The organism is Duganella kummerowiae (assembly GCF_053572355.1).
In genome coordinates this window covers 178,681-198,737 of the sequence record NZ_JBKFEH010000005.1, presented here as the reverse complement: position 1 = coordinate 198,737, position 20,057 = coordinate 178,681, and the positions used below count along the sequence as shown (strand labels likewise).

The 20,057-nt window shown below is 71.7% G+C and carries 12 protein-coding genes and 1 pseudogene; 9 read left to right on the top strand and 4 right to left on the bottom strand.

All coding sequences use genetic code 11. The annotated features are described in order from the left end of the window. From ACLB1G_RS05495 to ACLB1G_RS05460, 8 genes and pseudogenes are all read left to right on the top strand, one after another. Positions 1–546 (top strand): annotated as a pseudogene (locus ACLB1G_RS05495) (lipopolysaccharide biosynthesis protein); the annotation flags it as partial. After that, positions 533–1,684: a hypothetical protein gene (locus tag ACLB1G_RS05490; protein ID WP_491626182.1), complete on the top strand. Its 1,152-nt coding sequence runs from the start codon at positions 533–535 to the stop codon at positions 1,682–1,684. The pseudogene ACLB1G_RS05495 and the gene ACLB1G_RS05490, both read left to right, overlap by 14 nt. Then, positions 1,677–2,777: a glycosyltransferase family 4 protein gene (locus ACLB1G_RS05485; protein ID WP_491626181.1), complete on the top strand. Its 1,101-nt coding sequence runs from the start codon at positions 1,677–1,679 to the stop codon at positions 2,775–2,777. The genes ACLB1G_RS05490 and ACLB1G_RS05485 overlap by 8 nt, the downstream gene beginning before the upstream one ends. Beyond that, positions 2,764–3,495 carry a hypothetical protein gene (locus ACLB1G_RS05480; RefSeq protein WP_491626180.1) on the top strand — a complete coding sequence of 244 codons (732 nt, stop codon included), beginning with the start codon at positions 2,764–2,766 and terminating at the stop codon, positions 3,493–3,495. The genes ACLB1G_RS05485 and ACLB1G_RS05480 overlap by 14 nt, the downstream gene beginning before the upstream one ends. Beyond that, a complete protein-coding gene (locus tag ACLB1G_RS05475; protein ID WP_491626179.1) occupies positions 3,492–4,268 on the top strand; it encodes a polysaccharide deacetylase family protein in 777 nt (258 codons plus the stop codon). Before ACLB1G_RS05480 ends, ACLB1G_RS05475 begins: the two co-directional genes overlap by 4 nt. A 3-nt stretch (positions 4,269–4,271) precedes the next feature. Next, complete coding sequence (locus ACLB1G_RS05470) at positions 4,272–5,516, top strand: glycosyltransferase family 4 protein (RefSeq protein ID WP_491626178.1); 1,245 nt, start codon at positions 4,272–4,274, stop codon at positions 5,514–5,516. Beyond that, positions 5,513–6,673: a DegT/DnrJ/EryC1/StrS family aminotransferase gene (locus tag ACLB1G_RS05465; protein ID WP_491626177.1), complete on the top strand. Its 1,161-nt coding sequence runs from the start codon at positions 5,513–5,515 to the stop codon at positions 6,671–6,673. Before ACLB1G_RS05470 ends, ACLB1G_RS05465 begins: the two co-directional genes overlap by 4 nt. Then, complete coding sequence (locus ACLB1G_RS05460; protein ID WP_491626176.1) at positions 6,667–8,424, top strand: sugar transferase; 1,758 nt, start codon at positions 6,667–6,669, stop codon at positions 8,422–8,424. Before ACLB1G_RS05465 ends, ACLB1G_RS05460 begins: the two co-directional genes overlap by 7 nt. A gap of 128 nt (positions 8,425–8,552) precedes the next feature. Here the strand turns inward: ACLB1G_RS05460 and ACLB1G_RS05455 are convergent, their stop codons facing one another. From ACLB1G_RS05455 to ACLB1G_RS05440, 4 genes are all read right to left on the bottom strand, one after another. Beyond that, complete coding sequence (locus tag ACLB1G_RS05455; RefSeq protein WP_491626175.1) at positions 8,553–10,763, bottom strand: right-handed parallel beta-helix repeat-containing protein; 2,211 nt, start codon at positions 10,761–10,763, stop codon at positions 8,553–8,555. Between the two features lie 265 nt (positions 10,764–11,028). Next, the gene (locus ACLB1G_RS05450; RefSeq protein WP_491626174.1) at positions 11,029–13,296 is read right to left on the bottom strand and encodes a GNVR domain-containing protein; all 2,268 of its coding nucleotides are present in this window, start codon (positions 13,294–13,296) and stop codon (positions 11,029–11,031) included. Next, positions 13,293–14,372 (bottom strand): polysaccharide biosynthesis/export family protein, encoded by a 1,080-nt coding sequence (locus tag ACLB1G_RS05445; protein ID WP_491626173.1) that lies wholly within the window; start codon positions 14,370–14,372, stop codon positions 13,293–13,295. Before ACLB1G_RS05445 ends, ACLB1G_RS05450 begins: the two co-directional genes overlap by 4 nt. Before the next feature lie 95 nt (positions 14,373–14,467). Beyond that, a complete protein-coding gene (locus tag ACLB1G_RS05440; RefSeq protein WP_491626172.1) occupies positions 14,468–17,383 on the bottom strand; it encodes a PAS domain S-box protein in 2,916 nt (971 codons plus the stop codon). Between the two features lie 146 nt (positions 17,384–17,529). Between ACLB1G_RS05440 and ACLB1G_RS05435 the strand changes: the two genes are divergently transcribed. Continuing rightward, entirely contained in the window at positions 17,530–20,037 is a 2,508-nt protein-coding gene (locus ACLB1G_RS05435) for a PepSY domain-containing protein (protein WP_491626171.1), read from the top strand. Positions 20,038–20,057: the final 20 nt, after the last annotated feature.

The following is a 20,057-nucleotide window of genomic DNA, read 5'->3' as shown; positions in this document are numbered from 1 at the left end:
CCCCCCCCCCCCCCCCCCCCCGCCGGGTTGCTGGCTCTCACCCAGCGGGTGCTGGGCGCCCCGGTCGGACTGCTGGCGGCCTCCGTGCTGGAAGTGTTCAAGCGCGAATCGGTGCAGCAATACCGCGAGTACGGGCATTGCCGGCCGGCCTACCGCCAGGCCCTGCGCGCGCTGCTGCTGCTGGGTTTCCCGCCACTGTTGCTGCTGCTGGCGGCTGCCCCGGCCCTGTTCGGCTGGGTCTTCGGGCCGCAATGGCGCGAGGGCGGCGAACTGGCTCGCCTGCTGGCGCCGCTGTACTATCTGAACTTCGTGGCCGGGCCGCTCAGCTATGTGTTCTACATCGCCGGCCAGCAGCGCGCGGAGCTGCTGTGGCAGGTCGCCCTGTTCGCCATGACGGCCGCCGTATTCCTGGCCCCGCTCACCCTGCGCCAGGCGGTGCTGGCCTATGCGGCCGGCTATGCGCTGCTTTACCTGCGCTACCTGCAGCTGTCCTACCGCTATGCGGGTCCAGCCGGCGCGGCCGGGAGGCGCCATGCGGCCGGATGAACGCTACAACGTGGCCGAGCTGGGGTTCTGGCTGCTGTTCCCCGGCTTTTTCGCCTATCACACCCTGCTCGGACTGGGATTGATGCGGGCCGTGCTGGGCGGCTATTTCGCCGTGGTCGCCATGGCCCTGCTGCCTCCCCTGCTGCTGCGCTACCGGCGCCTGGCGCCGCGCCCCGGCCACACCGACCTGGCGCTGCTGGGCTTCCTGGCCTATTTCCTGGTGCTGATCGCCCTGCACGCGGCCAGCGGCGCCAATCCCACCATCGTCAACCACCACCTGCTCGGCATCGTGTTCCTGGTAGACCTGTACATCATCTTCAGGACTGCCGACTTCGGCCGTCCGCGCTTCCGCCTGCTGTTGCTGCTAAGCCTGTTCGGCATGTCGGCCACCGTGTTCAGCTTCGCCGTCGACGGCGCCTTCTACCTGGGGGCGCTGGGCGCGGCGCGCGATCCCGAGAGCGTGGCCACTTACCAGGGCTTCTCGCGTTCCTACCTGACCACCCTGGTGGCGGTGCTGGCCTGGGCGCCGTCGGCGCGCCAGCGCTGGCTGCTGTACGCGCTCGGCCTGCCCACCCTGTTCGTCAACACGGCGCGCAGCGAGTTCGCCGCCCTGCTGTTCCTGCTGCCGCTGGTCGAGCTGCACTGCGTGCGCCACAAGATCAGCCTGCTGGCCGGCATGGCGGCGCTGGCTGGCGCCGCCCACGCCGCCCTGCCCTCGGTGCTGAGGCTGCTGCCCAACAACCGCACCCTGGAGCTGCTCGACCTGTCGCACTCGACCTCGGCCCAGCTGCGCCACCAGCTCAGCCTGCAGGCCTGGCGCACCATCGAAGCGCACCCGCTGCTGGGCGACTACGCCAGCTACCACAGCGGCTACTATGCCCACAACGGCCTGTCGGCCTGGGTCGACCTGGGGCTGGCCGGCATGCTGTACCTGGCCGCCCTGCTGGCCGTGCCGACCGCCCGGCTGGCCACCAGCGGCTACCTGCGCCGTTCCGCAGCGCCCGGCTTCCTGCTGCCCTGGTCGCTGCTGGCCATCACCATCCTGCTGCTGTGCACCTCGCACTACTTCACCGACATGCTGATCGGCGCCGCCCTGGGCGCCTACGGCCGCTACCAGACGGGAGGCCACCATGGCTGACGTAGTCCACATGAGCTCGGCTCATCCGCGTGACGACGTGCGCATCTTCGGCAAGCAGTGCCGCAGCCTTGCTGCGCACGGGCACCGCGTCAGCCTGGTGGTGGCGGACGGGCGCGGTCCAGCCTGGAGCGATGGCGTGCGCATCGTCGACGCCGGCGCCGCGCCCGGGCGCTGGCGGCGCATGGCGCTGGCCACCGCGCGCGTGCTGGAAGCAGCCGTGGCGCTGGACTCCCAGGTCTACCACGTGCACGACCCGGAATTGCTGCCGGCCGCCCTGCGCCTGAAGCGGCGCGGCAAGACCGTGCTGTATGACGCCCACGAAGACTTGCCGCTGCAGCTGCTGGGCAAGCCCTACCTGCCGCCGTGGGCGCGCCGCGCCGCCGCGCTGGCGGCCACGCGCTACCTGCGCCACGCCTGCCCGCGCCTGGACGGCGTGGTGGCCGCCACGCCGCACATCCGCGACTGGTTCCTGCCGCTACAGCCCCGCACCATCGACGTCAACAACTACCCGCTGCTGGAAGAGTTCACGCCCGGGCCAGCCTGGGAGGCCAGACCGGTGCAGGTCTGCTACGTGGGCGGCCTGAGCGAGATCCGCGGCATCCGCGAGCTGGTGCGCGCCTGCGAGTTGCTGCGCAGCCCGGCGCGGCTGGTCCTGGCCGGCGAATTCAGCGAACCGGCGCTGGCGGCGCAGATGCGCGCCGCGCCCGGCTGGCGCCGGGTCGACGCCCACGGCCGCCTGGGACGCGAGGCCGTCGCTGCGCTGCTGGGACAGTCGCGCGCCGGCCTGGTCACCCTGCATCCGCTGGCCCACCACCGCGACGCCCTGCCCGTCAAGCTGTTCGAATACATGGCGGCCGGTATCCCGGTGATCGCCTCCGACTTCGCCGGCTGGCGCGCCATCGTGGACGGGGCCCGCTGCGGCTTGTGCGTGGATCCGCTGGAACCGTCCGCCATAGCCGCCGCCATCGACTACCTGTTGGACCACCCCGAGCTCGCCAGCCGCATGGGCGACAACGGCCGCCAGGCCGTGGCCGCCCACTACAACTGGCATACCGAATCCCACAAACTGATCTCCTTCTATGAACAACTCTGACATCCCGATCTGGCCGTCCATGCGCCAGGCCTGGCAGCTGGCCGTGCAGGTGGCGCGCCTGCCGCACGCCCGCCTGTGTTTCGACACCGCCCTCAACCCGGAGGAAGTGCGCGCCACCTACCACAATTTCACCCGCCCGCACCCGCGCTACAAGGTGTTCCGCCACAAGGCCATGGGGGCGGCGCTGCTGGACCTGCGCGTCCACGCCAGCGACGCGGCCTACCTGGACAGCCTGCGCCTGCTCCAGCCCAGCCCGCAAAACATGCTGCGCCGCGCGCGCCAGCGCGGCTACGTGCTGGCCGACGTCGACCGCAACGCCTACGTGGACGAGATCCACGCCATCAATACCAGCCTGCTGCAGCGCCAGGGCCGCCCCATGGCAGAACAGTATTTGCGCAGGGTCGAGCACTATGAAAGCATGCCCAACTATCGCTACCTGGGCGTATTCAACCGCGACGGGCAACTATGCGCCTACTGCAATGTGGGCCGCTACGGCAACTTCGCCGCCTTCTCCCAGCTGCTGGGGCTGCGCAACAACGACGGCATCATGCATCTGCTGGTGGCCAGCATCGCGGCGGGCCTGGTGGCCGAGCGCAGCGCAGGCGCCGGCCCCGACTACCTGATGTACGACACCTTCTTCGGCGCCCCTCCCGGACTGCAGAACTTCAAGCGCATGTTCGGCTTCCAACCCTACCGCGTGCAGTACAGCCTGCTATGAAGGCCCTGCTGCTGCGCCTGTATGGCGACTACCTGATGCCCTCGCGCCTGCCGCAGTACGCGGCCCTGCTGCGCCAGGCCGAGGCGGCCGGCTACCGCCAGTTGCCGGTGCGCGACTACCTGCGCGCCCTCGATGGCGGCGAAGCCGGCCGGCGCTACCTGGTGCACCGCCACGATATCGACAGCGACCTGCGCACCACGCGCAAGCTGTTCGCGCTGGAGCAGCGCCACGGCGTGCGCGCCAGCTACTACTTCCGCCTGTGCACGCTGGACTACGGCCTGATGCGGGCCATCGAGGACTACGGCGGCGAGGCCAGCTACCACTACGAGGAAATCGCCACCTGCGCCAAGCGCTGGGGCCTGCGCGAGGCCGGCGCCGTGCGCGCCCGCCTGCCCGAGATGCGGGCCGAATTCGAAGCCAATTTCCACCGCATCGAGCAGGCACTGGGCCGCAAGCTGCACACGGTGGCCAGCCACGGCGACTTCGCCAACCGCCGGCTGGGCGTGGCCAACCACGAACTGCTGGCCGACCCTGCCCTGCGGCGGCGCTGCGGCATAGCCTGCGAGTGCTACGACGCGCGCCTGCTCGACAGCCTGGACGGCTACATCAGCGACCGGCCGCCGCCGCGCTGGTTCCACCCGCAGCCGCCGCAGGCCGCGCTGGGGCGGCTGCAGCGCATCTGCCTGCTGACCCACCCGGTGCAATGGCATACCAACTGGCTGGACCGCAGCCGCCACAACCTGCTGCGCCTGGCCGAGGAATGGCGCTGGTGACCCATGGACATCCTGCTCATCAACCACTATGCCGGCTCGCCGCGCCACGGCATGGAATTCAGGCCCTACTACCTGGCGCGGGCCTGGACGCTGGCCGGCCACCGGGTGCGCATCGTGGCCGCCGCGCATACGCACCTGCGGGCGCGCCAGCCGGAGCTGGGCCGGGCCGCGCGGCTGGACCAGGAGATCGACGGCATCGCCTACCGCTGGTACTCGGCGCCCTCCTATCAGGGCAACGGCTTGCGGCGGGCCTGCAACATGGCGGCCTTTTTGGCCGCCCTGCACCGCGACCGCCGCGCCCTGGCCGCCGAACGGCCGCAACTGGTGATCGCCTCCAGCACCTACCCGGCCGACATCTGGAGCGCCCACGCCATCGCCCGCCGCTGCGGCGCGCGCCTAGTGTATGAACTGCACGACCTGTGGCCGCTCACGCCCATGCAGCTGGGCGGCATGCCGGCGTACCACCCCTTCATCCGCTGGCTGCAGGCGGCCGAGGACCATGCCTGCCGCCACGCCCAGCGGGTTATCTCGCTGCTGCCGCACGCCGGCCCGCACCTGGCCGCGCACGGGCTGGACCTGCGCCGCCTGCACGTGATCCCCAACGGCGTCGACCTGGACGGCTGGCGCCGGCGCGCAGCGCTGCCAGCCGCCGTCCAGGAACTGCTGGACGGCCTGCGGCGGCGCGGCCCGGTGCTGGGCTACGCCGGCAGCCATGGCGCCGCCAACGCGCTCGGCACCCTGCTGGACGCGGCCGTCCGGCTGCGCCACGAGCCGCTCAGCCTGGTACTGGCCGGCGACGGGCCGGACAAGGAAGCCCTGCGCAGGCGCGCCCTGCGCGAGGGCCTGGGCCAGGTCCATTTCCTCGATCCGCTGCCGCGCGCGGCCGTGCCCACCCTGCTGGCCCAGCTCGACATGGCCTACCTGGGCTGGCCGCGCAGCATGCTGTACCGCTACGGCATCGCCCCCAACAAGCTGGGCGACTACATGCTGGCCGGCCTGCCCGTGGTGCATGCGGTGGAGGCGGCCAACGACCCGGTCGCGGAAACCGGCTGCGGCCTGAGCGTGCCGCCGGCCGACCCGGCCGCCCTGGCCGCCGCCATCCAGACTCTCCTGCGCATGGGGCCGGCGCAGCGCCATGCCATGGGCCAGCGCGGCGCCCGCCACGCCCGCACCCACCTCGATTACACCGTACTGGCGCAGCGTTTCCTGGATGCCTGCGCCGGACCCGACTATGGAGCCATGCCATGAACCAGCCCGCCTTCCTGCCCTTCGCCCTGCCCGACCTCGGCCCCGAGGAATCCGAGGCCGTACTAGCCTGCCTGCGCTCCGGCTGGCTCAGCAGCGGCCCCGCCATGCGCCGCTTCGAACAAGCCTTCGCCGCCTACCTGGGCGGGGAAGGCCTGCATGCGCTGGCAGTCAACTCCGCCACAGCCGGACTGCACCTGGCGCTGGAAGCGCTCGGCCTGGGGCCTGGCGACGAGGTGATCGTGCCCACCATGACCTTCACCGCCACCGCCGAAGTGGTGCGCTACCTGGGCGCCGATCCGGTCTGCGTGGACGTGGACCCGGCCACCCTGAATATCTGCCCGGACGCCGCGGCGGCCGCCATCACGCCACGCACACGGGCCATCGTGCCGGTGCACTACGGCGGGCTGGCCTGCGACATGGACGCCATCCTGGCGCTGGCGCGGCGCCATGGCCTGGGCGTGGTGGAGGATGCCGCGCACGCCTTTCCCACCATGCACCATGGGAGGCTGGTGGGCACCCTGGACAGCGATGCCGCCGTGTTCAGCTTTTACGCCAACAAGACCATCACCACCGGCGAGGGCGGCATGGTGCTCACCCGCGATCCCGCCTTGGCGCGGCGGGTGCGGCTGATGCGCCTGCACGGCATCGCCGGCGACGCCTTCGAGCGCTACGTCTCGCCGCGCCCGGCCTGGTACTACGAGGTGGTGGCGCCCGGCTACAAGTACAACATGACCGACCTGGCGGCCGCCATCGGGCTGGCCCAGCTGGCCAAGATAGAACGCTTCCTGGCGCGCCGGCGCGCGCTGGCGGCCGGCTATGCGGCCGGCCTGGCCGGACTGCCTTTGCGCCTGCCGGCGGACGCGCCGCCGGACGGCCAGCACGCCTGGCATTTGTATCCGGTGCGGCTGCTGCCCGGCGCCGGCATCGGCCGCGACGCCCTGATCGAACAACTGTCGGCGCGCGGCATCGGCACCAGCGTGCACTACATTCCGCTGCACCGCCAGCCCTACTGGCGCGAACGCTACCGCCTGCGGCCGGAGCATTTTCCCCACGCGGAGGCGGCCTGGTCCAGCCTGGTCACCCTGCCCTTGTACACCCGCATGAGCGACGCCGACCAGCAGCGCGTGGTGGCGGCGCTACAGGAGCTGCTATGTTAAGCCTATCGTCCAAACGCCTGTTCGACCTGGCGGCGGCCCTGCTCGGCCTGCTGCTGCTGGCGCCCGTGCTGGCCGCACTGGCGGCATGGGTGCGCTGTGACAGTCCGGGGCCGGCGCTGTACCGCCAGTGGCGGGTGGGACGCCATGGCGTGCCGTTCCGCATCTACAAACTGCGCACCATGCGCGACGGCTGCGGCGGCCCGGCGCTGACGGCCGGCGGCGACGCCCGTGTCACGCGCGCCGGCCGCTGGCTGCGGCGCCACAAGCTCGACGAGCTGCCGCAGCTGTTCAACGTGCTGCTGGGGGACATGAGCCTGGTTGGTCCGCGTCCCGAGGTGCCGCGCTACGTGGCGCGCTATCCGGCGCCGCAGCGCCGCCTGGTGCTGTCGGTGGCGCCCGGCATCACCGACCGCGCCGCCCTGGCCTACCGCGACGAAGCGGCGCTGCTGGCCGGCGCCGCCGATCCCGAACAGGTCTACCTGCACGCCATCCTGCCAGCCAAGCTGGCGCACTACCTGGCCTATGTGCGCCAGCGCAGCCTGTGGACAGACCTGCGCATCCTGGCAGCCACCGTGGCGGCGCTGCTGCCGTGGCGGCCGCCGCTGCGCTGGCTGCCCGAGGGGCGGCTGGAGAACGGCGACTGGCGCCACCTGGCGCTCAACCTGCTGCGCGGCCTGGCCGCCCTGCAGGTGGCGGCGGCCCACCTGCGGGCGCTGGCCTATCCCGGCCTGCAGCAGGCCCGCGATGCGGCCTGGTGGTACTGGGGACTGGCGTTCTGGACCGGCTTCGGCCACCTGGCGGTGGTGTGTTTCTTCGTGATCAGCGGCTGGCTGGTGGGCGGCAGCCTGCTGGACCGCCACCGCCAGCCCGGCGCCTACCGGCACTATGCGCTGGACCGGCTGACGCGGCTATGGACCGTGCTGCTGCCCTGCTTCCTGCTGATGCTGGCGCTGAAGCTGGGCGACGGCACGTTGGACCCGCGCAGGCCCAGCTTCGCCCCGGACGGGCTGTGGTCGGGCGCCACCCTGCTGGGCAATCTGCTGGGCCTGCAGACGGTGCTGCTGCCCTGCTTTGGCGACGATTTCCCGCTATGGAGCCTGGCCAACGAGACCGCCTATTACCTGTTATTCCCGCTGCTGCTGTGGGCGGCCACGGCGCGCGCCACCGGACAGCGCGCGGCGGCCCTGGCGGCGGCGCTGGCCTACGCCGCCCTGCTGGGAACGGCCATCAGCGCCTACTTCCTGTTGTGGCTGCTGGGCGCCGGTGCATCGCGGATGCGGGTCGAGGCCGGGCCGCGCACCTGCCTGGCCCTGTGGCTGCTGCTGGGAGCCACCGCCACGGCACTGCGGGTGCTGGGATACCAGGACGACCAGAGCCTGGCCTCGCTGCCCCAGGACTTGCTGTTCGGGGCGCTGCTGGCGCTGGCCCTGTGCAGCCTGCCGGCGCGCGCGGCGCCGTCCGCCCCGGTGCGGCTGCTGCGCGCTGCGGGTACCTTCCTGGCCGGCTTCTCGTTCACGCTGTACGTGCTGCACCTGCCGCTGATGCGGGCCTTGTGGGCCTACCGCGGCGGCCAGCCGCTGGCGCCGGACCAGGCCGGCAGCCTGCCGGTCTACGCCGCCATGCTGGCCGCCACCGTACTGCTGTGCTACCTGGTGCACCTGCCGTTCGAGGCCCAGACCGGGACCCTGCGCAACTGGCTGCGCAGCCGCCTGGCCGGCGCGGCGGCGCGCGCCGGACGGGCGGCGCCCTGAGCGGCGGTCCGGTCCATCCCTGCCCGCAGGCCGCCAGCCACGGCAGTACGGCAGCGACGGCAGCTACGCCCTGGTCCGCCGCCGGCGCAGCGCCGACAACGCCCTAGCCACCTTGCCCGCCGCAGCCGCTACTGGTAAGCGCCCATGCCGACCGGGCTGCGCGCCGCGCCATCAATGTCGGTGGCGGGCGCGTAGCTGGTGGTGCCGGTCCCCCGGGCGGGCGAAGTACTGCGCAGGTGCAGGTCCGGCGTGCCGGTGCGGCTGTAAGCCACGAACTGCGGATCGGCCGACACGGTAGCGGTCGCCTTCAGCCCATTGCGCAGGCTGAAGTTGTAGCTGCTGTTCTGGTAGACCAGGTTGCTGCTATAGGTGTTGTGGGTCCCGGTCTTGCCCTGCTCGGAGATGCCGTACACGTTGTCATACACAATGTTGTTCACCACGTGCGTGTTGTCGGCGCCAGCCGAGGTGAAGTAGAAGTCGCCGCCCCCCACGATGATGCCGGTGTGCGAATTGACCACCGTGTTGTTGGCGATGATGACATCGGTGGCGTCGTGCCACAGGTGGATGCCGGCCTCCGCCACGCGGTACACCACATTGCTCTGCACGCTGCCCGAGGTGCTCATGTAGATGCCCTGGACATAGCTGCAGCCGGCCGGGCCGATGTCATGCACCAGGTTGCCGATGACATCGCCCTTGACCCCGTGGTAGTAGCTGTCCACCCCGATGGCCGAGCCGCCGGCGCCATTGCAGGGCACGGCGGTGGCGATGTGGTGCACATGGTTGTTGCGGATGGCGTCGTAGGACCCGCCATTGTAGACGCCGTGCAGCCAGGCGGTGCCGCCCTGGCGCGCACTGCCGTCGATCTCGAAGCCGACGATGTCGACATAATTGCCCCGGTTGTCCCAGGCCGAGTCGTTGCTGGAGCTGGCCGGCGGCACTATCCTGGCGCCCCAGCGGGTGGTCGACACATAGTAGATGCGCGCGGAAGCGGTGCCGCTGGCGGTGGTCTTGAAGCCTCCCGGATAGGTGCCGGGCGCCACGTGCACCGTGGTGCCCGGCTTGGCCAGCGCGGCCGCGCGCGCGATGGTCTTGAGCGGCGCGGCCTGGGTCCCGGCCGCACTGTCCGAGCCGCTGCTGGCCACATACAGGTGATAGGGCGTATTCGGCACGGGGCTGGGAGCGGGCGCCGGGCCGGGAGCGGGCGCCGGGCTGGGGGCGGGCGTGGGGGCCGGTCCGGCCGCGTATTCATAAGCGCCGATATCGAATGCGGCGCCTGACGGCCGGGCGGCGCCGCTAAAGTCGGTGGCAGGGGCTTCGAGGGCGGCCCCTGCGTCGATGGCGGGCGATAGCGCCGCCAGGCGGTAGTCGCCGCCGCCGGCGCGCACATAGTTGACGAAACCAGGGCCGGCCGCCACCGTGGCGCTGGCCACGGCGCCGCCGAACAGCAAGTAGGGATAGGCGCTTTGCTTGGACATCAGGTTGTTGGCATAGCTGTTGTGGGCGCCCACGGCGCCGAGTTCGATCACGCCATACACGGTGTCGTACACAATATTGTTGGCGACCCGGGTATAGTCGTTCAGCGTGCCGCCCTGGTAGGGCTCGCCGCCTCCCACCACGATACCCGTGTGGACGGCGAAGATCGTGTTGTTGATCACATTGTCGTGCGCGGCGTCACGCCACAGGCGCACACCGGCATACGAGACCCCATGCACCAGATTGTTCTTGACGTCGCTGTTGGCCGCGTAGCTGTAGATGCCATACATGGTCATGCAGCCGGGCGCCCCGATATCGTGCACCGCATTGGCCAGCACGTCGATGGCCACGCCGCCATAATAGCTGTCGGCGCCTATGCCGCCCCCGGCGGAGCAGGCGCCGCTGCTGGCGATGTGGTGCACATGGTTATTCCTGAGTACATCGTAGCTACCGCTGGCGTGGATGCCGGTGGTCCAGCGCGTGCCCGCCTGGAATGCGCTGCCATCCACCTCGAAGCCTTCGATGTCGACATAGGCGCCCCGGTTCTCCCAGCCGATGGCGCTGCCTGAACTGGCCGGCGGCACGAGGACGGCGCCACCGCGCGTGCTGGACACATACCGGATGCGTGCCGTGGCCGTGCCGCTGGCCGTGGTCAGGATGCCGCCAGGGTAGCGGCCCGGCGCCACCACCACCGTAGTGCCGGGCCCGGCGAGGCTGGCCGCCTTGGCGATGCTGGCCAGCGGCGCGGCCTGCGTGCCGGGATTGCTGTCCGAGCCGCTGGTGGCCACGTACAGCGTGGCCACCGTGGCGCTGGCGTTATAGCCGGCCTCCGCCACACCGGCGCCGCCGTTGGTATCGGCCAGCAACTTGTCCGCTTGCGGCGCGGAGCCCGTCCCGCCCCCGCCGCAAGCGGACAACAATACCGCCCAGGCGCTGCAGGCGGCAAGCGCGCGGCTGGCCTGTGCAGCCCGCAGCCGCCGTTGATGAGAAAGAGCCGATGATGGATTGAACTGAGTTTTCATCAGAGTTCCTTGCCTTCTTCAAGTGAATGGGCAAGGTTTGATCTGAATCAAATTCTATAGTTCAATGGATTTCGGAAAAATCTTGGTTAAGATAAAGACCGACCGATATTCAACAGGCCGCCAGGGCACTGCCGCCGCGGGCCGGCATGGCGCCGCGCACGCCGTTCACCAGCACGCCCTGGGGCGCCACGCCCGACTGCTGCAGGCGCTTGAGCGAGGCCACCAGCATGGCCGGCGTGGTGTGGCCGGCGCGCGCCACCAGGTACACGCTGCCGGCGTGGGCCGCCGCCACCATGGCGCCGCCGCCGGCCAGCACCGGCGGCGCCGCCAACAGCACCAGGTCGTAACGGCCCGCCAGCGGTTCCAGGGCGGCCGCCAGCGGTCCGTGCTGGAGCAGGTCGGCGTGGGGCCGGACACTGCCGCATGGCAAAAAATCCAGCTGGCCGGCCACGCCGCGCCGCACCGCAGCCTGCGGCGCGACAACGCCGGCCAGCACGTCGGCCAAGCCGTGGCCGGGATCGGCGCCAAAGGCCAGGTGCAGGCGCCCGCCGCCGAGGTCGGCATCGACCAGCAGCACGCGGCGTCCGGCCGCCGCGCACAGCAGGGCCAGGTTGACAGCCAGAAAGCCGGCGCCGCTGCGGCGCGCGGGCGCGGCCAGGCACAGCACCTGGTTGCGGCTGTGCGGCAGCGTAAAGTCCAGGGAGGCGCGCAGCGCGCGCAACTGTTCGATGGCGGCCTCGTGAGGCGCGGCCAGGGCCAGCGGCGGCTGCGGCCGGCGCCGCGCCCGCCGCCGCAGGCGGGCCTGCACCGGACTGTGGGCGATGACCGCGTGCACCGCCTGGCCGCCCAGCAGCGATTCGACCTGCTCGGGGCCGGCCAGGGCGGCGCGCCAGGCGCCGCGCGCCCAGGCCAGCACGGCGCCCAGGAACAGCCCGGTGACCAGCGCCAGCGCCACCACCATCGGCCGGTTGGGCCGGATCGGCCGCTCCGGCGCCTGCGGCAGGTCGACCAGGCGCACATTGCTGATGCGGCCCATGGCCAGCAAGCGCATCTGTTGTGAGGTGTTCAGCAGGGCCGTGTACAGGTCGGTGCTGACCTTGACTTCGCGCGCCAGCCGCGCCTCCTCCTGTTCCAGCAGCGGCAGCTGGCGGATGCGCTGCTCGACCGCCGCGATCTCGGCGCCGGTGGCGGCCAGCTGGGCGTCCAGCGCCGCCACCTGCGGATGTTCGGGGGTCAGCTTGCCCAGCAGCTCACGCCGCTTCTGGCGCTGGGCCGACTGTTCACCCTGCAACTGGGCCGCGCGCTGCAGGGCCAGCCGCACTTCCTCGTCCAGGTTGACGCTGTGGTTGGCGCTGCGGAAACGGTTGTAGGCGGCTTCCGCCTTCTCCACCTGCTGGCGCAGGCCAGGCAGCTGCTGGTCGAGGAAGGCCAACGCCTTTTCCGCCTCCTCGGTGCGGCGCGCCAGGTTCTGGCGCAGGTACTGGGTCCCGATCTCGCTCAGGATGGCGTGCACCCGGCGCGGATCGCGCCCCTCCAGGCGCACCTCGATCACGCCGGACAGCTTGCCCTGCTCGGCAATGCGCAGGGCGCGCTGGATTTGCTCCACGGCTTGCAGGCGTGAGATGCGGCGCAGGCTGAAGCGGGCGCCCGGCAGGCCGTCCAGGCGCGCCACGTCCAGCGTGATGGGGCCGCCGGGACCATTCCAGCGCCACGCGCGTCCGGCGTCACCCTGGAACAGCTCCCGCCCTGCTGCGTCCGCCAGACGGTAGCGGCCGCCGCCCAGCGCGATCAGGGCAAACTCCTGCCCGTAGCGCGACGCCGGCACCTCAAAGCGGTCCACCTCGATGCGCTCGTCGCCCCACACATAGCCACCGCGTCCCAGCAGCCCGGGACGCGACAGCCGCCCGGGCTGGTGCGAGGCCAGCCAGTAACCACCGAGCGGGAAATAGCGCGGCACGGCTTCGATCTCCAGTCCCAGGCGGTCTACCGCGCCGGCCACCACCAGGCGCGAGTGCATCAGCTCCATTTCCGCGATGGCCGCTTTCTTGGTCTCGAACAGCGAAGACACTTCGTTCAGGATGTTCTTGGACGCGTTCGGGCTCTCCTCTTCCACGTGGATCAGCATGTTGGCCTCGTACACGGGCGGGGCCGCCAGCGCATAGGCCAGCGCGGCCAGGGTGCACAGCAGGGCCACGGCCGCGATCAGCCAGCCTTGCGCGGCCAGCTGGGCCGCCACCGTGCGCCACTCCAGCACGCCCGGATCGGGTGGCGGCGGAGCAGGCGGACGCGCCAGCGGCGGCGGGGCAGCCGCCAGGCCGCGCAGCGGATGGCCCGGCAGTCCCGCCCCGGACGGGGCCATGGCGCCGTCCGCGCTCATGGCCGCCCCACGCCCACGGCCGAGGACAGCTCGCCCGGGAACAGCTGGCTGATGGCGCGGTGCCAGTTGGTCAGCGCCGAGGCCGCCACGTAGACGACATCGCGCGCCTGCAGCTCGAAGCGTTCGGCCAGCGCCAGGGCCTCGGCGCGGCGCGCGTCCAGCCGGTACACGCGCGGCCCGTCCGGCGTGTGGCGCACCACGTAGACCTGGCTGGCGTCGGCGCCCGGCTGCAGGCCGCCGGCCTCGCCCAGGGCCTCGTTCAGGGTCAGGCGGCCGTCATGCATGGGCAGGGAGCGCGGCGCCAGCACCTCACCAGCCACGAATACCTTGCTCTCGTCGCGCGGCGGCACCCGCAGCAGGTCGCCGTCGCGCAGCAGCACGGCGGACGGCAGCGCGCCGGCCCCGCGCAGGTCGAGCCGGTGGCGCACGCCGCCGCGCTCGAGCGTGATGCGGCTCTGGTCCGCCGTGGGCAGCAGGCCGCCGCTGCGGTTCAGGGCTTCCAGCACCGTCATCGGGATGTCGTCCATGCCCAGCAGGCCGGGGGTCTTGACCTCGCCGTCCACGTACACGCGCTGGCTGCGGTAGGCCTGCACCTGCAGCGTGACGCGCGGCTCGCGGAAGTAGCGCGCCAGCCGCGTGGCCAGCGCCGCGCGCGCCTGCTCGCGGGTCAGGCCCGCCACCGCCACCGTGCCGGCATAGGGAAATTCGATGCGGCCCTGCTGGTCCACCACGAAGCCGACCTGGGGCCCGGCCTGCACGCCGTCGCCCTGTTCGCGCAGCGACGCCGAGCTCAGTTCGGGATGGTCCCACACCACCACCGCCAGCACGTCGCCCACGCCGATGGTGTACGGCGCGGGAGATACGGCGGCCAGCGCCTGCAGTCCGACGCCGGCGGCAGGTGGGGAAGCGCGCCGGGCCTGCTCCGCATCGAGCAGCTGGGGCGTGATCGCCAGCACCGGCCCGGACGCTACCGGGGCCTGGCTGGCGCAGCCGGGCAGCAGGACTGACAGCAGGGCCGGCAGAACCGCCGTGGAGGCCGTCCTGGACGCGACCTTCATCATCTTGCTAAAGCGCATGGCCGCTCCTTTTTTTGACCGTGACCTGAGCAGGGTAAAACGGTCGAGGGAGCGCGCCTTGCGCGGCGTCAAAGCGCAGGCCCTGGGCCTGTGGATCAGCTTGCCGTGGCGCCAAGCACGCCCATCAGCTTGTCCACGCTGAAGGGTTTCAGGAGCACGCTGCTGTTAGCCAGCTGCACGCGCGGCTGCTGGCCGCTGACAAATACGATGCGCAGGCCGGGGTGCAGCTGGCGGGCCTGGCGCGCCAGTTCCTCGCCACCCAGGTCCGGCAGCGAAATATCGGTCAGCATCAGGCGCACCGGATGGCGCCGCAGCAGTTCCAGGGCGCCGGCGGCGTCGGCCGCCGCCAGCACCGGATGGCCGAGCAGTTCCATCAGCTCGGCGGTGGTGGCGCGCAGCTCGGGATCGTCCTCGACCAGCAGCACGTCCGGACCGCCGGCCGGTATGGCGGCGGCCGCACCGGCGTCGGGCATGGCGGCCGGCATGGCGTCGGCCGGGCCTGCGCCGGCCACGATGGCGGCGGGCGCTGGTTGCGCGGCGGCGGACGCGGCCTCCGCCAGCAGCGCCGCACCCTGCAGGCGCTGGCGGCGGTTGGCCAGCACATGGCGGATCTTGCGCGCCAGGGCCTCGCGCGTATAGGGCTTGCCCAGCAGGTCGACGCCGGGATCGAGGCGGCCGCCGTGCACGATGGCGTCCTCGGCATAGCCGGAGGTGTACAGCACGGCCAGCTCGGGGCGCGATTCGCGCGCCAGGCGCGCCAGGTCGGGGCTGCGCAGCGGTCCCGGCATCACCACGTCGGTAAACAGCAGGTCGACCGCCGCGCCGTCCTGCAGCAGCGCCAGCGCGGCAGCGCCGTCACCGGCCTCCAGCACCGTGTAGCCCAGCCCGCGCAGCAGCTCGACCACGGTGGCGCGCACCCCCTCGTCGTCCTCGGCCACCAGGATGGTCTCGTCGCCGCCCACCACCGGCTGCGGCTCGGGCTGGGCCGAGCGGTCCTCGGCCTCGAACGAGCGCGGCAGATACAGCCTGACCGTGGTGCCCTGCCCCGGCGTGCTGTCGATCTTCACGTGGCCGCCCGATTGCCTGACAAAGCCGTACACCATGGACAGTCCGAGCCCGGTGCCCTTGCCTTCCGGCTTGGTCGAGAAGAATGGATCGAAGGCCTGCTCCAGCACCTCGGGCGTCATGCCGCTGCCGGTGTCGGAGACGGCGATCATCACGTACTGGCCGGGCCGCAGCTCGGGATGCTCCAGCACGGACTGCTCGTCCAGCAGCACATTGCCCACCTCGATGGACAGCTTGCCGACGCCGTCCATGGCGTCGCGCGCATTGATGCACAGGTTGAGCACCGCGTTCTCCACCTGGGCCGTGTCCACCAGGGTGTTCCACAGGCCGTCGGCAATCTCCGTCCGGATCTCGATGGCCTCGCCCAGGCTGCGCCGCAGCATATCCTCCATGCCGGCGATGAAGCGGCCGATGCGCACCACGCGCGGGTCCAGCGCCTGGCGCCGGCCGAAGGCCAGCAGGTAGCTGGCCAGCTTGGCGCCGCGCTGCACCCCGGCCAGGGCCTGTTCGACGCGGCGCGCGGCGGCAGGCTGGCCGGCCACGTCGGCGCCCAGCAGCTGCAGGTTGCCGGCGATGACCTGCAGCAGGTTGTTGAAGTCGTGCGCCACGCCGCCGGTCAGCTTGCCGATGGCTTCCATCTTCTGGGCCTGCTGCAGCGCCAGCGCGGTGCGCCGCACCTCCTCGGCGGCCTCGCGCTCGGCCGTCATGTCGCGCCCCACGCCGTGCACGAATTCCTGCTCGGCCACCGCCGTCCATGACAGGATGGCGTAGCCGCCGCCCTTGCGCCGGTTGCGGTTCTCGAACTTGAAGGTGCTCTCGCCGCGTCCCAGCCGGGCCAGCTCGGCGCGCGAGGCGTCGAGGTCGTCCGGGTGGATCAGCTCCAGGGCCGAGCGTCCCACCAGGTCCTCCGCGCTCCAGCCCAGCAACCGGGTGAAGGCCGGGTTGACCGCCACCACGGTGCCGTCCATGCGCGTCACCAGCATCACGTCCGAGGACGATTGCCACATGCGGTCGCGCTCGGCGGTACGGCGCTGCACCTGCTGCTCCAGGATCTCGTTCATGTGCAGCAGCAGCTGGGCCGCTTCCTTCTGGTCCTGGATGTCGGTATTGCTGCCGACCCAGCGCACGATGGCGCCGTGCTCGCCCAGGATGGGGGTGGCGCGCACCAGGTGCCAGCGCCAGGCGCCGTCGTGGCGCCGTACCCGGAACTCGGTCTCGTAGGGCCGGCCGGCCGCCACCGCGGCCTGCCACAGGACCGAGGCAGCCGCCACGTCGCCGGGATGGACGATGTCGGTCCAGCCGGCGCCATCCAGTTCGCCCTCCTGCTTGCCGCTGTAGCTGTAGACCTGCTGGTTGAACCAGTCCAGCCGGCCGTCGGCGCCGGCCGCCCATACCTGGTTGGGCATGGACGAGGCCATGCTGCGGAACAGCTTCTCGCTGGCGCGCACGGCGTTCTCGGCCAGCACCCGGCTGGTGGCCTCGGCCAGCATCACGATCACCCCGGCCGGGCGGCCCTGGTCGTCCGGCAGCGGCGAATAATCGAGGTTGAGCCAGGCCCGCTCCGGCACGCCGGAACGCAGCAGCACCAGCTCCTGCTCGCGGAAGGCCAGGGTGCCGCCGCCCAGGCAGGTCTTCATCACGTGGTCATTGAACTCGGCCACCTCGGGCCAGCCGGCGCGCACCTCGGCGCCCAGGATGTCCGGATGGCGCCCGCCGGCGATGTCGCGGTAGCTGTCGTTGTAGATCATCACGCCGCCCTCGCCCACCAGGATGATGATGGCCACGCGCGAACGCAGCAGCATGGCGACGTGGTTCTTCAGCCAGCCCGGCCAGTCCGCCAGCGGGCCCAGCGCAGTGGCGCCCCAGTCGTGGGCGGCGATCAGCTCGCCCATCTGGCCGCCGCCATGCAGGAAGGGATGGGGGTGGGGAGCGGCGGGTATGGTCATGGAGGCGGTCATGGTGGCGGTTCGGATGATTATACCGACGCCATGGTTTTTTCCCTGTACGCATGCAACAATTCCGGGGCTTACGACATAACTGATAATCATTCTCAGTTATAGTATGATGGCGCATTGTCCGGAATTCCACGTCCATGCCCGCACTGTCCCCCACTTCCCCGCAGGCGCGCGCCGCCACGCCGCCCGATAGCCCCGCCGCCACGCGCGCCGCCCCCCGCCGGCGCACTGTCCGCCTGCCCGGCTGGCGCCAGGCCTGGTTCCAGCTGCACTGGCTGATCGGCATCACGGCCGGCAGCGTCATGATGCTGATCGGCTTGAGCGGCGCGCTGCTGGCCTTCCGCGAAGAGATACTGGACGCCGTCAACCCCGGCGTGCGGCACGTGGCGCCTCGCGCCGCGCCGGTGCTGACGCCGGCCCAGCTGCTTTCGGCGGCCCTGCGCGACGGCCATGGGCAGCGCGTCAATACCATCATGCTCGGCAATGCGCCGGGCGCGGCGGCGCGCGTGATCTATGCCCCGCCGCCCGGTGAGCGGCGCGGCGAAAGCGTCTATCTCGATCCCTACAGCGGCGCGCGCCAGCCCGCGCTGCGTGGCGCCGAGGTGGTCGAGTGGGTGGAAGACCTGCACCGCTGGCTGCTGCTGCCGCGCGAACCGGGCCGGATGGTGGCCGGCACCCTGGCCCTGCTGCTGATGGGCATGGCGGCCAGCGGGCTGTACCTGCGCTGGCCGCGCCGGGCGCTGGACTGGCGCACCTGGCTGACCTTCGATCCCGCACTGCGCGGCCGGCCCTTCCTGTGGCACCTGCACGCGGTGGCCGGCACCTGGGTGCTGCCGCTGTACCTGGTGCTGGCCGCCACCGGCATCTACTGGAGCTTCGACGTGGTGCGGGACAATATCGACGCCTGGGCCGGCCGGCCGCCGCGCGAGGCGTCCCGCGCCGGCCCGGCCAAGGCCAAGGACAGGAAGGCGCTGCCCGCCAAGGCCGGTGCACCGGATTTGGAACCGGCCTGGCGCGCCTTCCTCGAGCGCGCTCCGCGCTGGCAGCAGGCCACGCTGCGGGTGCCGGAGCAGCCGGGAAAGGCGCTGCAGATCAACTGGCTGGAACAGGACGCGCCGCATGAACGGGCCCGCAGCCGCATGGTCATCCAGGCCGACGGCCGCGTCACCCAGGATGAGCGCTACGCGGCCCAGGGCCTGGCCGACCGCGCCCTGAGCACCATTTATCCGCTGCACATGGGGACCTACTTCGGCCTGCCAGGCCGCATCGCCATGATGCTGGCGGCGCTGGCCCTGCCCGGCTTTGGCGTCACCGGCTGGACGCTGTACCTGAAACGGCGCGCCGGCAAGCGCGCCGTGCTGGCCGAGCGGGCCGGGCTGCAGGCCGCCGCAGCAGGTGCGCGCGGCGCCGCAGTGGCGCCCGGCGCCGTGCTGGTGGCATGGGCCAGCCAGACCGGTACCGCCGAACGCCTGGCCACGCGCAGCGCCGCCGCGCTGGTGGGTGCGGGCGGCGCGGTCGAGCTGCGGCCGCTGGAGCAGCTGGAGCCGCCCGAGCTGGCCCGTTATGACCGCATCCTGCTGGCGGTCAGCACCCATGGCGATGGCGAAGCGCCGGACGGCGCGCGCCGCTTCTGGCAGCGCCTGTCGCAGCCGGGCGCGCCGTCGCTGGCCGGTGTCAGCATCGGCGTGCTGGCCCTGGGCGACCGCAATTACAGCGACTACTGCGGCTTCGGCCGCAAGCTGGAACAGCGCCTGCAGGCGCTGGGCGCGCAGCCGCTGTTCCCCATGGTGGAAGTGGACAACGGCGATCCCGCCGCGCTGGAGCGCTGGAGCGCCCGGCTGGCCGGCATGGGCGCCCGCCAGGTGGCGCTGGCCGATACCGTGCCGGCCAGTGCATGGCAAAGCTGGCGGCTGGTGGAACGCACGCTGCTCAACCCCGGCAGCCAGGGCGGCCCCTTGTTTGAAATCGCGCTGCATGGCCCGGCCCGGGATTGGCAGGCCGGCGACCTGGTCGACATCCTGCCGCCGCAGGCCGGCGCCGCGCCGCGCAGCTATTCGGTGGCCTCGCTGCCGGCCGACGGCGCGCTGCGCCTGCTGGTGCGCCAGGAACGCCACGCCGACGGCCTGGGCCTGTGCTCCGGATGGCTGACCGACGCCGCCGCCATGGGCGAAGCAATACCATTGCGGCACCGCCCCAATCCCGGCTTCCGCGCCGCAGCCGGTACCGACGCCGGCCTGCCCGCCATCTACATCGGCAACGGCTCCGGCCTGGCCGGCCTGCGCGCCCACCTGCGCGCCCGCGCCGCCGCCGGCCAGTCCCGCAACTGGCTGCTGTTCGGCGAGCGCCAGCAGGCCCACGACCAGCTGTGCGCGGACGAGATCGCGGCCTGGCAGGCGGCCGGCATGCTGCCGCAGCTGGACCTGGTCTATTCGCGCGATGGCGCCCACCGCGAGTACGTGCAGGACCGCCTGCGCGCCCGCGCCGCCGAAGTGCGCGCCTGGCTGGACCAGGGCGCCGTGGTCTATGTATGCGGCAGCCTGCAAGGCATGGCCGCCGGCGTCGACGCCGCCCTCACGCAGATACTGGGCCAGGACGGCATGCAACAGCTGGCCGCGCAAGGCCGCTACCGCCGCGACGTCTACTAGGACGCAGGGGACCGCTCCTC

Coding starts and splice junctions, on each gene's coding strand:
- ACLB1G_RS05465 (WP_491626177.1), top strand. CDS start 5,513: ATGAACCAGCCCGCCTTCCTGCCCTTCGCCCTGCCCGACCTCGGCCCC.
- ACLB1G_RS05480 (WP_491626180.1), top strand. CDS start 2,764: ATGAACAACTCTGACATCCCGATCTGGCCGTCCATGCGCCAGGCCTGG.
- ACLB1G_RS05475 (WP_491626179.1), top strand. CDS start 3,492: ATGAAGGCCCTGCTGCTGCGCCTGTATGGCGACTACCTGATGCCCTCG.
- ACLB1G_RS05485 (WP_491626181.1), top strand. CDS start 1,677: ATGGCTGACGTAGTCCACATGAGCTCGGCTCATCCGCGTGACGACGTG.
- ACLB1G_RS05435 (WP_491626171.1), top strand. CDS start 17,530: ATGCCCGCACTGTCCCCCACTTCCCCGCAGGCGCGCGCCGCCACGCCG.
- ACLB1G_RS05440 (WP_491626172.1), bottom strand. CDS start 17,383: ATGACCATACCCGCCGCTCCCCACCCCCATCCCTTCCTGCATGGCGGC.
- ACLB1G_RS05450 (WP_491626174.1), bottom strand. CDS start 13,296: ATGAGCGCGGACGGCGCCATGGCCCCGTCCGGGGCGGGACTGCCGGGC.
- ACLB1G_RS05445 (WP_491626173.1), bottom strand. CDS start 14,372: ATGCGCTTTAGCAAGATGATGAAGGTCGCGTCCAGGACGGCCTCCACG.
- ACLB1G_RS05460 (WP_491626176.1), top strand. CDS start 6,667: ATGTTAAGCCTATCGTCCAAACGCCTGTTCGACCTGGCGGCGGCCCTG.
- ACLB1G_RS05490 (WP_491626182.1), top strand. CDS start 533: ATGCGGCCGGATGAACGCTACAACGTGGCCGAGCTGGGGTTCTGGCTG.
- ACLB1G_RS05470 (WP_491626178.1), top strand. CDS start 4,272: ATGGACATCCTGCTCATCAACCACTATGCCGGCTCGCCGCGCCACGGC.